The following is a 13,899-nucleotide window of genomic DNA, read 5'->3' as shown; positions in this document are numbered from 1 at the left end:
GAGAAAAATTACATCTTCGAGGAGTTCCATTACCTTTCATTTTACCGTAACCATCACCCATAGAACGCATCCAATTTGGACCAGGAAAACCTTCTCCCGGGTCATCAGAATGATTTATTCCTCTTCGGTAAATCTAAGTATCCATGTCGAGGTGAAAGCGGTAGTAACCGCGATAGCTAGACCAATAAGATAATGGACTGCGTTTGATATTCCTAATGGTGTCACAATCGCAAGCATGGGGATTCCAGTTAAGCCATAGGCGTTGGCAACTACGTGACTACCTACGACATATGCTCCGCCTAGCCCCCCTCCAATAGCCGCTCCTATAAATGGGGTGATTAACCTCAAATTGATGCCAAACATCACGGGTTCAATGATGCCAAAAAAGGACGAAAGAGCAGCAGGTATCGCAATCTTCTTCAGTTTGTCATTTCTCGATTTGAAAAAAACAGCTAATGCAGCTCCACCTTGGGCCACGTTAGCCATGGACCAGATCGGCAGCAAAAAATTGACACCAACCTTCGGATCGGCTAGCAACCCCACCTCAATGGCGTGCAAACTATGATGCAATCCAGTAACGACGAATAGCGCATATAATCCGCCAAACAGGAACCCTGCCACCAGTCCAGCATACTGATAAACGTAGTACAAGCTACCAGAAATCATCTCCCCGATCATCATGCCCAAAGGGCCAATCGCTACGAGGGAGACAATCCCGGTAAACGTAATGGTGATAAAGGGGATGAGCAATAAATCTAATGACTGGGGTATGAATTTTCGCAGGAGTTTTTCAAACCTGCTCATTACGTATACCGACAACAAGATAGGAATCACCGTACCCTGATACCCGATCAACGCGATTTCAAGCCCGAACAGATCCATATATTGCGGGGCGCTGTTCCCCAGCTCCGCAGGGTTTAATAATGACGGGTGGGTTAATATCCCCCCAATCACTGCACCTAAAATGGGATTGCTGCCAAATTCCTTGGCTGCGCTAAAGCCAATTAATATCGGAAGAATAATGAACGATGAGCTGGAAAACATGGTGAGCATCTTCATCCATGCGCTATCCATCGTGATCCAACCAAAAGCCTTCACCATACCAAGCAGCCCCATGAGCAAACCGCTCACTACGATAGCGGGAATAATCGGTAAAAAGATGTTGGATAGTGTCTTTACAAAATGAGTGAATGGATTCATCTTTGGCGCCTTCTCCATCCGCTCTTTGGATGGATTTGTCTGTGCGATCTCGATCGCCTCGACAAGTGCCTTGTACACTCTGTTTACTCTGCCGGTCCCAAATATAATTTGGAATTGTCCGCTTCTGGAAAATACCCCTTCTACGCCATCCATTTTTTCGATGGCTGATATATCCGCCTTTTCTTCATTTCGAAGAAGCAAGCGTAATCGAGAAGCACAGTGGGTAGCGTCAGCAATATTTTCCTCACCCCCTACCAGAGGCAACAACTCTTGAACAAACTCTTTTGATTGCATCAGCTTTGCTATTGCATGTTCCTCCTCTTTTGTATAGCTAAGGGAATCAACAACATCCCGCTTATCATTCCATGAAAACGAAAGAATCATAAATGCATGTCTACAAGAGTAAAGACGCTCAGCAACTACTGAACGCCAAAAACTTTCTATTACTATCCTATTTTCTCTAACGGAACACGCCTTGCTTTTTCTCATGCAGAAACCTAGTCTTGTCATCCGCAATGGAGAGCTTTAAAGATGGTGCCAGCATCCCACCGAAATGATCCTTTTGATAATCTGGTGTTTGTTCGCCAATTTGCTGGATGTCCTTTCCTTCTACATGGACATAGTTGACAAAGCTAATCACCGTACCGTTTGGCATGACCATCCAAGAGTATGCTTGATACGGATTGTCTTTTGGATTGGAAATCACTAGTCCGCTTCCATTCAGGGGTTTATACCCGCCAAATAAGGACCCGGACACAAAACCGTATAACCCTTCCGGCGCATCGAGACCTGGCGCGAACTTTTCATGGTGGGTTTTTGCAAAAAGATAGTATTGATTGCCTTTTACAATAATGCTTGGACGCTCCAGCTCGTCATTTACACAGTTGGCTTCCAGTAAAGGGGGAAGAGCCTCAAATTCCGTCAGACTGTCAGAAGACGCTTTGGCAATGCCGATACTCGCATTATAAGGTTTTGAACTGTCAGGCTGACAAGCCCGCTCTGACAAGGTTCCTGCGGAGTTGGCCTCAAATAAAATATATTCTTGTCCGCTCTTTGGGTCTTGGAAGAAGTAAGGATCGCGGAAGGCGTAAGAGGATTCACCTTGGTTGGACTGACTTTCTGTTTGATAGTATTCACCATCCGGTTCCAGGATGATTTTGTGTTCAGACCAATTTTTAAACGCCACAGAGGCATTGGTTGTTACGATATCAGCGGTAGCCGTAGCCAAACGCTGTTCGTATGTGAGTTTTTTTTCATTTTCACGTCCGGTCGCTGTATAAAAGATATGGACTTTTCCATCTTTGTCAATCATGGCAGAGCCTGCCCATTGCCTTGAACCCAATGCTTTTCCGTCATCAAACAAACGTCCGCCTAACTGCCAGCTCTTTCCGTCCTTTGCATAGAAATAGCGGATTTCCGCCGTATCGTGGCGTTTGCCAGGAAACACGTCACTTGGCACCGTCAGAGCAAAAATAACCTTATGGCCATTGACAACTGCTGGATGACCATTCCGATCTTGGAGCGGCCATGTATCCCATACCAGAAAGTCCTTTGTAAGTTCCTCAAGCTCCTCCTTGTTGAGGACAGGTGCTGTATTCTCTTCATTCATCTTTATTTTGCTGACATCTTCACGCGTCCAATCGAATGTAGCTGCTGTTTCTTGGGCGAAGGCGCTCGAACAGATAACCGGGGCTAGAATACCGGAAAAACCGATAACTGCTGCTGACAGCATCTTTCCAGCATTTTTTGTGTTCCAAAACATGTAGATGCAGCCTCCTGTAGTCTTCTTGTTTTTAGAAAAGAATAGAAGGTCAACCGACAACTTTCGGTTGACCATTCTTATTTATTGCTTGATCCAACCTGGCTCGTACTCTTGTTCCAATTTTGTGCGATCGTCTTTGATCGACAGCTTCACTGTTGGAGCCAATGTGCCACCAAAGTGGCTGAATTGGAATTCCGGAGTCTGATTGCCGACATCGCCGATGGACATGTTGCCCAGATCGCCAAAATGGGCGAAACCGACCACGTTCAAGTTCGGAAGCACCAACCAGGAATATGCTTGGTATGGATTATCCGCCGGATTGGCCAAGACCAAACCGCTTCCGTTCAGCGGTTTATATCCGCCGATCAGCTTGTCTGAAACGAATCCGTACAGTCCGTCCGGTCCGGTGAGTCCATCCGCATATTTATTGATGTGGCTGTCGGTAAACAGATAATACTTTTTATCCTTCACCACAATATGCGGGCGCTCCAGTTCTTCATTTACGTAGTTGGCTTCTACGAGCGGAGGAAGCATTTTAATTTTGGAAAAATCGCCACCTACCACCTCAGCAATGCCAATGTTACCATTAGCGTGTACGGCACCTGGAGGCACGTTTTGCTGCCCTGCAAACTCAGGGCTTCCGACATATTCCGGTTTCAACTTGCGGTCGGCTGCGGTGCCTCCGGAATTCCCTTCAAACAGCAGGTATTCTTTTTTCGTTTGCGGATCTTTAAACCACATCGGATCGCGGAAAGCGTAACCCCCGCCTTCACCCTGCTGCGCTTGTTCTTTGGTCTGATAGTGTTTTCCGTCCGGCTCCAAAATGATGCGGTGATCGCCCCAATTTTCGAATCGGACTCCGCTGTTGTCCGCGACGATATCGCCGGTAGCCATGGCCAAACGTTGTTCATAGGTCAAACGCTCTTCACCTTTGTGTCCGGTTGCGGTGTAGAACGCATGGATTTTGCCGTTATCCATCATAGCCGATCCAGCCCATTGGCGGGAACCGAGTGCGGATCCGCTCGGGAACAGCTCGCCACCCAGCGTCCAATCTTTTCCGTTTTTCGAATAAAAGTAACGGATCGTGGCAATGTCGTGCACTTTGCCCGGCAGCACATCACTCGGTGCGGTAAGCGCGAATATCACTTTCCAGCCTTTGATCGAGGCTACATTCCCGTCACGGTCTGTCAGTGCCCACGTATCCCACATGTGATAGCCCGGCGCCAATTTTTCCAATTTGCTGATGTCAGTGTACGGCAAGGTATTGTCTTGATTCAGCTCGATTTTCGATGCCTGTTCGCGCGTCCAGTTGACCGTTTGCTCACCGCCCTCGGCATACGCCGAGAGCGCAGTGAGGCCGGAAGCGACAACGCTTGTTGCCAAAGCCAGCGCGGTCAATGCTTTCTTGTTTTTGCGGATCATGTTACCGCCCCTTTCTTTTACGGCTATGCATGCTTAGCGATTCGGGCCGAACGGTTTGATTTCACCTTGTTTTCCCTCTTTGGTAATTTCCGATTTGTCGCCTTCCAGGTTTACCTTCAACGTTGAAGAGAAGGTACCGCCGAATTTCACTTCCCCGTTCTCATCTTTTGGTTCGTTAATGAAGCTGATCACCTGTTGGTTCGGAAGCACCATCCAGGAATACGCTTGGTACCCGTTTTCCGCCGGGTTGCCGATAACCAAGCCGCTTCCGTTCATCGGTTTGTAATCACTACGCAGACCCTTCCCGACAAAACCGTATACACCGTCCGGACCTGTCAAGCCAGGCGCGTAGGTGAAGGTATGGCTGATCGTGAACAGGTAATAATCATCGCCATTCACCACAACGTGCGGACGTTCCATCTGATGGTTGGCCCCAACTGATTCGAGCAGCGGAGGCAGCAGTTTCAATTTGGTGATGTCGTGGTCAAGCACTTCCGCGATGCCGATATTTCCGTTGTACAATTCCGCGCCTGCCGGAACCGAATGGGTTTTACGGTATTCTTCGTCACCGATGTTTTCCGGCTTCAAAGAATAGCCACCGCCGGCCTGGCCTTCGAAAATGATGTACTCTTTGCCGGTGTTCGGGTCTTGGAAGAAGAACGGATCACGGAACGCCGTGATGATATTGCCTTTGAACTGATCGATCGTTTCGTAGTACTTGCCGTCTGCTTCAAGAATGATCTTGTGTTCACCTTCGTTCGTGAGATGCACGCCATCTTTATCGGCGCCAATATCGAATGTCGTCTTTGCGATACGCTGCTCAGCCGTTTGAGCCCATCTGGATTCGTCCCAATTGTTTTTATCCCCGGTTGCCGTATAGAAGAGGTGGACTTTGCCTTTCTCATCCAGCATGGCTGTTCCGGCCCATTGCATATGACCTAACGCTTTGTTTTTGTTATAGGGAATCCCAGCGTAGGTCCAGTCTTTGCCGTTTTTGGAGTAGAACATTCCGATGCTTGCTTGCGTATGACGTTCACCCCAACCCAAAGAGCGCGGAGCGACCAAGGCGAAAGCGACTCTGTAACCTTTGACAGTTGCAAGGGAGCCGTCTCTGTTCTGCAGGGGCCATGTGTCCCAAACCCATTGGTCCGGTGCGACGAGCTTGAAATCCAAATCGACAGGTGGAGCTGTTGTCTCTTTCGTGAGAGCAACTTTTTCCGCTTGCTGGCGCGACCAAATCGAAGTGTGATCATCACTGACTTCGGCGGCTAATGCTGGGGTGGCTGCAAGAAAATTGGCAGCGATCGCTGTGGATAAAGCTAGATTCCTAAACTTAGGTTTGCTGGATTTTCTCATTTTCTTAAATCCTCCCTTTACATCATGAATTGCAGCAAAGTTACCTATTATGAGAATATTGAGAGATTGAAAACTCTGCTCTTCTCCATTGACAGGACACAAAAAAGACCTAAAACGCGTAAGGGACTGTATAGCGATAGCCATACTTCACCCATCTCACGTCTCAGGTCTTGCCTGCTTAGCAGTAACAATCCTGCGGTATTTTGTTCGCATCCTCATTCTATTGTCTGCGAATTACGATTTCAATAGTCAAAAATACCCTTTCCTACAGATCGAAACAAAGGAGAATATTCCCAGACTGTAAATAGCACCTTTCTAATTGGAACCTTAGTTAATCGTCCGCTTGGATCGGATATTTTTTCTTTTGTGAGAAGAATATCCATGGTTTCTCTGCTTTCATCCATCCACTTACAAACAGAGAAATAACAATAACCAACAGTAACATCACCACTCGTTCATAATTTACCACATCTTAACTTGTCAATCCTTTCATGAGTTTACTGTATTTTGGCAATATATACACTAAGATTTACCATTAACACCGTGCTTATAGTGTCAATGAACACCGTATGAACTTATGCCCCAAACCGCACTACACCGCCATTTGTTATGTTAAAATCGGCACGAACAAAGATGTACAAAACGTATGTAGGAGGACACCCACATGCAAAATCGTCAAAACGAAATTATTATTCCTGAAAATCCTGTTTCACACTTCCTGTTCACCAGTACGAAATCCGCTGCGATCTGGTTGATTATCAGATTGTATGTCGGTTATTCATGGATTACTGCTGGATGGAAAAAAATCCAGTCCGATAGCTGGACTGGAGATGCGGCTGGCGGAGCGATTCAAGGTTTCGTAAAAGGCTCCTTGGCAAAAGCAGCCGAAGGAAAGGACGTTACCGGGTGGTACGCCTGGTTCCTGGAAAACGTCGTATTGCCAAATGCTAAGGTATTCGGCTTCTTCGTCGCTTATGGTGAGGTACTCGTCGGACTCGGCTTGATCCTCGGATGCCTGACAGGGATCGCAGCGTTTTTCGGCGGCTTGATGAACGTCAGCTTTCTGTTCGCTGGAACGGTCAGCACCAACCCACTCCTTTTTATTTTTGCCACTTGGCTCGTTTTGGCTTGGAAGGTTGCAGGCTGGTATGGTCTTGATCGCTGGGCGCTTTCTTATCTCGGAACACCTTGGACGAGAAAATCGCGCGACGGTGTTTTGCCGATGAACAAGTAATCCTTTCTTTCCTCTCGAATGACAAAGCCACCTTTTACGGGTGGCTTTTGTTGTCCCTTCCCCTCAATCGTTGCTGAAGTAACGGACAAATTGTATGAATTTATCCCAACATGTACCCGTGATTTTCAATGAATATTTATACATGATGTTGAATGACTGTCTGATTGCTGTGCATTATTCTTTTGAGGAACTATAATTTTCTTATTTTTCAAATAATTAAACAGGAGGACTGTATGAACAAGTGGCTACTAGGCATTTCTACTGCTGTTTTCTTATTTAGTCTCTCAATCGGCTGTAGCTCAAAGCCCGCCGACAATATCCAATCCCCCTCAGCGGAAACGACAGCAAAGCCTACTACCACAGAGCCAATGGTCTTGCAATGGAGCATCACCGGGGAGCCGTCTACGATGGATGCCGGCATTGCAACAGATTCGACCTCGATGGACATGATCAACCTCACCTTCGAGGGTCTGACCACTGTCGACCGTCAAGGCCAGATGATCAACGCCATCGCGGAGAGCTACACGCATACTCCTGACTTCACTCATTTTACTTTTACCATTCGAAAGGACGCCAAATGGAGCAATGGCGACCCTGTTACTGCTCACGATTTTGAGTACGCCATCAAGCGCAATCTCGACCCCAAAACCGCTTCCGGCTACGCGTATCAGCTCTTCTATATCAAAGGGGGCGAGGATTTTTACTCCGGAAAAGGCAAGCCAGAAGACGTCGGGGTAAAGGCAAAGGACGACTACACACTCGATTTCACCTTGCGCTCACCAACACCGTTCTTCCGCGAATTGACCTCATTCACTACCTACTACCCGCTTCATAAAAAGACCATCGAGAGCAATCCCCAGTGGGCAACAGAAGCGAAAACGATTGTCGGCAACGGCCCGTTTATCATGGATAAGTGGGAGCACAAGTCCAAGCTCACCTTCAGCAAAAGCCCTACTTATTGGGACAGCGCCAACGTCAAGCTTGATCAGATCCATATTGTCATCATCGAGGATAACAACACCGCCCTGTCCATGTTTGAAAATGGCGATCTGGATTGGGGTGGCTACCCTTCCTTTGGCTTGTCGCCGGATGCGGTCGGTCAGCTTAAGGAAGAGGGCAAGCTGCTCGTCGCAGATAACCCAGGTACCAAAGCTGTCATCTTCAATACAAAGAAACCCCCTTTTACGAACAAAAAAATTCGCCAGGCGTTTTCGTATTCGATCAACCGACAGCAATTGGTGGATAACATCCTACAGACTGGTGTTCTGCCCGCTTATGGCTGGGTTCCCGTTTCCATGGGGTTGAATCCGGACGGCTACTTTAAAGAGGATGTGGCGAAGGCGAAGCAGCTCTTGGCAGAAGGCATGGAAGAGCTTGGGCTGACTCAATTCCCTAAAGTCACGTACTACTACGACACCGGAGAAACGGACAAGAAGCTGGCTCAAGCACTCCAGGACGAATGGAAGAAAACACTGGGAGTCGACATAGACATTCGCACCTCAGAATGGAAAGTGTTCAACGAGGATGTCCAAAATGGCAAGTATGACTTCGGTATCTGGCAATGGGGAGCCGATTTCAACGACCCGATCAATTTCCTCGAAATGTACAAGGACTTGGGTGGCAACAACGTCGTTCGCTTCGATCACAAGGAATACCGCGATTTGCTCAATAAGAGCTACTATGAGACCGACCAGCAAAAGCGCAAGCAACTGTTGTTTTACTCTGAAAGAATTCTCATGGAAGAAATGCCGCTGGCACCGCTGCACTTCCGTGGCAATGCTTATGTGAAAAACGATAAGGTGAAGGACTTTGTGATCCTCCCTCTCGGCGGTTCCTACTTTAAATACGCGTATATTGAAAAATAATAGAGCGCGGGCATCCTCTCTAGGCGAATCAGATAGAGAGATACCCGCGCTTCCATCATAAATACCGAGCGATCATCCGAACTAACTTTGCAGGGAACTCCTGTAAATTGGTAATATCCAAAAATCTTTCATTCCCATAGATATCGCTAATCACATCCTTGTCTTGACCGATTGCGGCTGCAAGAAAGGTAACCCCTTTTCGTTCATACTCCTGTATCGTCTGTTTCATATCTGTAACCGCATAGCTTCCGGTATAGTCATCCATTGCTTTCGGTTGTCCGTCACTTATGCTAATCAGCAGTTTTGTCTTTTGGGGGGAAGCGGCTAATCGTTCCGCCATAATTCTAAGAGCCATGCCATCGCGATTATTGCTTCTGGCATGAATCCTCATTAACCGGAAGCGATCATTGGCATCCGCTTTATCAAAGTCGGCATAGGCAAAGATCGACATTTGCTCCAATCTGGAAACATCCGCCGTATCGCCGTAGATCAAAATGGGAATCTGACAAAGCTGACAATATTCATATACCGCGATTACTGCTCGTTTTGCTGCTTCTAATCTCCCGTAAGCTGACATCGATGCGGATTCATCAACCCTAAGACCAACCACAAGAGAAGGGGATTCCGTTGGCGGACGTTTCTTGGCAAAATACTTGTAATCCTTGTAAGCAACGCTGTCTGCCTGAAATTTGCTGCCATAGTAACGATTCCTCGAAAAGTCGGAAGAGATCTCATGTTCCAGATACGGAAGTGTCTTTCTGGCAATCTCTTGCACGATCGGCATGAGTCCCTGACAAAGACGAACATATTCCTGTTGGTTTTCCTCATCGTAGTCTGGACGGTGAACAATGAGCTTTACTTTTTGATGAATCGAATCGGAAATGAGCTCTCTTGCCTCTCGATTCAGCTTTTTACGGAAATCGCGTTCCTTTTGTTTGGCTTCCTCTGACATGGATTCAGGATTTGCCTGATGATAGTTGGGAGAGCCATCTTCACCCAAACCTGAACGTTCCATATGGGTAGAATCATCTTCAGAGACACGGGAAGAGCTTTCGTCCCCATCGGCAGATTTTTTCAAGGCGATTCCCTTTTCTTCTATCTGGTTGTCTTTGCTAAAACCAGTGTCGTCAATATCTCCCCATGTCTTGATCTCTACGGCGTCGTCAGATTTTCGTTTTTTTTTTTGCTCAATCTCTGCTTCATCCAAGCTGGCAAGCAAACCATGATTTTTCAGGGCTTCTTCCAGAAGTTTTATTTCTTCCGAATCGGTTGTGATCTTGTAGATGACCTTATGATAAAGGGATTCTTTTGCGGAGGCTCCTCCGGCAATCGCATCCGCCCAGTAGAAAAAGGAACGCATTCCAGCCACGCCCTTGATCGCATTGGCCCGTGCTGTTCTGTCTAAAACGACAATCATGTCCGCTAAAATACCCAACATCTTTCCATCCTGAAAACCGGTTTTGGCCATTACACGTTCGATCATGATTTCTTTGGTCGGCAGGTCCATCTTTTCCGTATGGTGAACCCTGTCGCGCAGCGCTTCGTTTAACGGTCTGGTTCCCGCATAACTGCGGTTTGTTGTGATAACCGCGATGAAGTCCGGGTGCCTGCGTATGATCTCGGTGGGAAGATTGATGCTCCCATCCAGCTCCAAGGCAGAGTTTAATGCCATTAACACCGCCGCATCGCGAATAACGTTTGGTTCTTGAATTTCCAGCAGATAACCGTTTTGATAGGCTCTGACGATCTCCGAAGGGTAAAATCGGTACTCAATCGCTTCGCCATCGTTGTTTTCCACTGCTGCACGCTCCAATAATTGCTTCATTTTTAAGGCAGCCTGTTCCTGTGTAATCCCCAGTGCTTCCATCAAAATTTCAGATATACTTTGAAACCCATCGCTTTCATATAAGGCTTTCCATAGCGTTTGCTCGGCAGGCTCCATTTTCTCTAGACGTTCAGAAGAAATGACTGGCAAAATAGCGCCGATAATATCCGATTTATCCATATCAGCAAAACAAGTCACTTTTGTATACGGCAGCCCGAAATTAGCGGATAATGCCTTGGCTAATTGTGTTTTTCCAGAACCCGCGTCACCTTCTAACAATAGATTGGCGATTTTCATTTCCCCGCGATGCCAGTTGCGTTTGATTTCTTTACTAATGCGCTGTTCTTCTTCACTGACCTTATGCGTGGATGGCTTTTTCCAGACGAGCTTTTTTTCTGCATCCGTCAGCTGTCTTTCGGGTGACAGATGATAGTTTTCATTTTCCGTCATCACATTTCTACTCCCTTCATACCGCTGGCCCACTCTGCTTTTTGCCCTTTTTCTCAACAAGTAGAGGAAGCAGCAAAGCCGCACCAATCATAATCAAAACCCCGCTCACCACATATACCGCAACGAGGGATAACGTCTCCTTTAAATAGCCGGATATAAACATGCCAATCACCATCATCCCCATAAAAACAGGCGTGATCGTACCAGATACCCGGCCGATAAATGCCCCTTCTGTGTTCCGTACAAGCAGCGTCTGGATTCCGCTTTGAATACAAGGGAAAAAGAAACCGCTGATCACTAATAAAACAATCATCAACCAAATCGTTGTGGTAGCCCCCATTACCATGGTGCAAACGGCAGAGACAAGCAAGCCTACCATGAGCAACATCTGTGGCCTTACCTTTTTGGCTATCCCGATGATGAGAGCCCCTCCTGCCAACATAGCTGCCCCATTGGCCATAACCAACCACTGCAAAAATTGTTTGTCCCGTCCCAAATTCTCGATGACAAGGAAGATTTGAAGCGGCTGTGTCAGACCTGACGCCAATCCGACAGCGAAGAAAGTCAAACAGAGTGTTCGCAAGGATTGATTGGACCCGATATAGCGCAGTCCGGCCTTCAATTCCTCTATGAAGCCGCCGGCATCCTCAGACTTCGGTTCCTCCGCGTCACGGGGAAGCGTCGCTAAGATAAGGAAAGACCCTAGGAAAAGAACCGCCGTCAAAATCAGAGAGACTGTGATTCCAAACTGGATGAAAATAAACGTGCCGATGACCGGACCTAAAACCGTAAAGACAGCGACAAGCGTTTGGGACATAGCCATTGCGCCCTGCAGTTGTTCAGCCGGCACATGCCGCTTGTACAGTTTCATGGCCGAGGGCTGAGAAAATTGAGACAGGCTGGCGGAAATAAAGGTTCCGATGAGTAGTGCCACCCATCCCCCATTCATGAGGGCAAGCAATACAGCCCCGACGGACACGGCAGACAGCAGATCGCTCCAAACCATTGTCCGCTTCGGTCGCCATCGGTCGGCAAAGGTTCCGCCAATCAGGCCGAATAGAAAAATGGGTGCAAATTCCGCAACCGAAATCAGTGATACATAAACCGGATTATTATTCGTCAATTCGCTAACGAAAAGAAGGACGGCATAATTCCGGACCCAAATCCCCAAATGCAGCAGCACGCGGGAGAGGATAATCGTTCGAACATATACATTGGAAAACATTTTAATACCCCATATCCTTTAATAGCTTTGATAATGTGCGCAGACGTTCGCTAATCATCTCATCGTCGTTACTCAACGCTTGGCTGAACAGCTTAATGTCATCATGAAGACGCTCATTGTCCGTACATATCGCCACGTTCATTGCATCCCCTTGCAGGGCAACTCGGTCGATGACGGGCTCCTGCGGGTCATAGTAATGCTCATATCTGTATGCGTCGCGAAAGTGGGCCAAAGACCGACAAATCAGTATGGACATATCAAGAACGCGATGGAGAGGCAGTTCCTCCGATTGTTTCGACCATTCTTCTCCTGTGTATCTCCATACTTTGGCAGATAGATCGACCTTTCTTCTGGAGCTGCCCTCTGCCACTCCCAGAGAAAGTGCTTTCGCATCTGTGTTCCTGGCGAATCGACCATCAACACGCTCATAGTTATCCGAGATGACAACAGGCTTATGGTTCAAGTTCGTAGGTATTTTCATTTTCGTTCCCTCTTTTCGTTTGATTATTGCTCTTTCTTTTTTTCCTGGTGGTATCCGCGTTCTCCGTACGGCTGGAGCTGGTCGAGCCATTTTTGTTCCAGTTTCTTCAGGGCATCCTTTTCATCAAAGAATCCGTCTTCCTTCTTCTTCAAAACCTCCAACACTTCAAAGACGAATGCCTCTTCTCCGTATTCATTCCATTCCTGTTGAAGCTGTTTGTTTATATGCGAACCCATTTTGAGAGTGAACAGCTTTCCGTTCATCGTCTTAAGGTTGCGGGTGGCGCTGATCCAGACTTTTTGGTTATGGGTGTTTTTGATCTGATACACCCCTGCCTCCGTTTCCGATTCTTTATACAGTTGTTTCAGTTCTTCTCGATTCATCATTTCTCCCCCAGTTTTTCATGAACGGATTTAACTAGACAAAATTAGTTTTCGTTTATTATTTAATAAACATAATGATTCATCGTCTTATAATTGTCAAGAGCACAAAAAAAACACCGGAACATGTCCGGTGCCTAATTTGGGTCGGGTTACAACGAGTACAGAGCCAATGAATCTCCAACAAACAATAGTGAAAAATGTCTATGCAAATGCTTGTAGAGACTCTCCTTCTATAACGTTTTCACCATATAATAGCGATCGTTTCCACTGCCATATTCCGCAATTCGTGTCTCGATAACCACAAAGCCTGCTTTTTGATAGAGTCCGACTGCTCCAGTATTATCAGGGCTTACAGTTAGACAAATCTGACGGAACCCATCCTCATGCAGCTGCTCCAGCAATCGGTTCAAGAAAGAGAACCCATACCCCATCCCTTTACGATCTGCCCGGATGTAATACCCATACATGTAGCATTTGTCCGGCTGACGAAAATCCCTCAAGAGCTGGCATACCCCGACAGGATATGCCTCCTCTGCTTCCATGAAAAGTGCAACGCAGCCATGTCTCGCGAGTGGTACGAGCACCCATTCATCAATCGCTCCATGCGGGCCAAAAGCCTCCTGCTCCATTGCCTTGATCATCTGAAGCTGGCTCTCTGTCAATGCCTCGACGATTTCTATGCGCGTATTTTGCATT

General features: G+C 47.1%; 11 protein-coding genes. 2 read left to right on the top strand and 9 right to left on the bottom strand.

Annotated elements, in window-relative coordinates; translation table 11 throughout:
- Positions 1–114: 114 nt before the first annotated feature.
- The 4 genes from HP570_RS22620 to HP570_RS22605 all read right to left on the bottom strand — a co-directional run bounded on the left by HP570_RS22620 (position 115) and on the right by HP570_RS22605 (position 5,740).
- On the bottom strand, positions 115–1,494 hold the full coding sequence (locus HP570_RS22620; protein WP_173604273.1) for a sucrose-specific PTS transporter subunit IIBC: 1,380 nt from the start codon (positions 1,492–1,494) through the stop codon (positions 115–117).
- A 166-nt stretch (positions 1,495–1,660) separates the two neighbouring features.
- Complete coding sequence (locus HP570_RS22615) at positions 1,661–2,962, bottom strand: glycoside hydrolase family 68 protein (RefSeq protein ID WP_173627229.1); 1,302 nt, start codon at positions 2,960–2,962, stop codon at positions 1,661–1,663.
- An 81-nt stretch (positions 2,963–3,043) separates the two neighbouring features.
- Positions 3,044–4,384, bottom strand: a complete 1,341-nt coding sequence (locus HP570_RS22610; protein WP_173627228.1) for a glycoside hydrolase family 68 protein — start codon at positions 4,382–4,384, stop codon at positions 3,044–3,046.
- Positions 4,385–4,417: 33 nt separating this feature from the next.
- On the bottom strand, positions 4,418–5,740 hold the full coding sequence (locus HP570_RS22605; protein ID WP_173627227.1) for a glycoside hydrolase family 68 protein: 1,323 nt from the start codon (positions 5,738–5,740) through the stop codon (positions 4,418–4,420).
- A gap of 664 nt (positions 5,741–6,404) precedes the next feature.
- On the opposite strand from HP570_RS22605, the gene HP570_RS22600 reads away from it, so the two are divergent.
- Positions 6,405–6,974: a DoxX family protein gene (locus tag HP570_RS22600; protein WP_015893358.1), complete on the top strand. Its 570-nt coding sequence runs from the start codon at positions 6,405–6,407 to the stop codon at positions 6,972–6,974.
- A gap of 233 nt (positions 6,975–7,207) precedes the next feature.
- A complete protein-coding gene (locus HP570_RS22595) occupies positions 7,208–8,839 on the top strand; it encodes a peptide ABC transporter substrate-binding protein (RefSeq protein WP_173627226.1) in 1,632 nt (543 codons plus the stop codon).
- Positions 8,840–8,894: 55 nt separating this feature from the next.
- Here HP570_RS22595 and HP570_RS22590 read toward each other — a convergent pair whose 3' ends face one another.
- From HP570_RS22590 to HP570_RS22570, 5 genes are all read right to left on the bottom strand, one after another.
- Complete coding sequence (locus HP570_RS22590) at positions 8,895–11,114, bottom strand: AAA family ATPase (protein WP_173627225.1); 2,220 nt, start codon at positions 11,112–11,114, stop codon at positions 8,895–8,897.
- 16 nt (positions 11,115–11,130) lie between these two features.
- Positions 11,131–12,339: an MFS transporter gene (locus tag HP570_RS22585; protein WP_173627224.1), complete on the bottom strand. Its 1,209-nt coding sequence runs from the start codon at positions 12,337–12,339 to the stop codon at positions 11,131–11,133.
- Position 12,340: 1 nt separating this feature from the next.
- Complete coding sequence (locus HP570_RS22580; RefSeq protein WP_173627223.1) at positions 12,341–12,820, bottom strand: DUF6530 family protein; 480 nt, start codon at positions 12,818–12,820, stop codon at positions 12,341–12,343.
- Positions 12,821–12,843: 23 nt separating this feature from the next.
- On the bottom strand, positions 12,844–13,206 hold the full coding sequence (locus HP570_RS22575; protein ID WP_217364780.1) for a GIY-YIG nuclease family protein: 363 nt from the start codon (positions 13,204–13,206) through the stop codon (positions 12,844–12,846).
- A gap of 227 nt (positions 13,207–13,433) precedes the next feature.
- Positions 13,434–13,898 (bottom strand): GNAT family N-acetyltransferase, encoded by a 465-nt coding sequence (locus tag HP570_RS22570; protein WP_015893365.1) that lies wholly within the window; start codon positions 13,896–13,898, stop codon positions 13,434–13,436.
- Position 13,899: the final 1 nt, after the last annotated feature.

Origin of the sequence: Brevibacillus sp. RS1.1 (assembly GCF_013284365.1) — a bacterium.
GTDB lineage: Bacteria > Bacillota > Bacilli > Brevibacillales > Brevibacillaceae > Brevibacillus > Brevibacillus brevis_D.
The sequence above is the reverse complement of the archived record's forward strand: the minus strand, read 5'-3'. Positions and strand labels throughout refer to the sequence as shown.

Excerpts from the sequence above, each read along its gene's own strand:
- HP570_RS22620 (WP_173604273.1), bottom strand. The coding sequence starts at position 1,494 with ATGCAATCAAAAGAGTTTGTTCAAGAGTTGTTGCCTCTGGTAGGGGGT.
- HP570_RS22615 (WP_173627229.1), bottom strand. The coding sequence starts at position 2,962 with ATGTTTTGGAACACAAAAAATGCTGGAAAGATGCTGTCAGCAGCAGTT.
- HP570_RS22610 (WP_173627228.1), bottom strand. The coding sequence starts at position 4,384 with ATGATCCGCAAAAACAAGAAAGCATTGACCGCGCTGGCTTTGGCAACA.
- HP570_RS22605 (WP_173627227.1), bottom strand. The coding sequence starts at position 5,740 with ATGAGAAAATCCAGCAAACCTAAGTTTAGGAATCTAGCTTTATCCACA.
- HP570_RS22600 (WP_015893358.1), top strand. The coding sequence starts at position 6,405 with ATGCAAAATCGTCAAAACGAAATTATTATTCCTGAAAATCCTGTTTCA.
- HP570_RS22595 (WP_173627226.1), top strand. The coding sequence starts at position 7,208 with ATGAACAAGTGGCTACTAGGCATTTCTACTGCTGTTTTCTTATTTAGT.
- HP570_RS22590 (WP_173627225.1), bottom strand. The coding sequence starts at position 11,114 with ATGACGGAAAATGAAAACTATCATCTGTCACCCGAAAGACAGCTGACG.
- HP570_RS22585 (WP_173627224.1), bottom strand. The coding sequence starts at position 12,339 with ATGTTTTCCAATGTATATGTTCGAACGATTATCCTCTCCCGCGTGCTG.
- HP570_RS22580 (WP_173627223.1), bottom strand. The coding sequence starts at position 12,820 with ATGAAAATACCTACGAACTTGAACCATAAGCCTGTTGTCATCTCGGAT.
- HP570_RS22575 (WP_217364780.1), bottom strand. The coding sequence starts at position 13,206 with ATGATGAATCGAGAAGAACTGAAACAACTGTATAAAGAATCGGAAACG.
- HP570_RS22570 (WP_015893365.1), bottom strand. The coding sequence starts at position 13,898 with ATGCAAAATACGCGCATAGAAATCGTCGAGGCATTGACAGAGAGCCAG.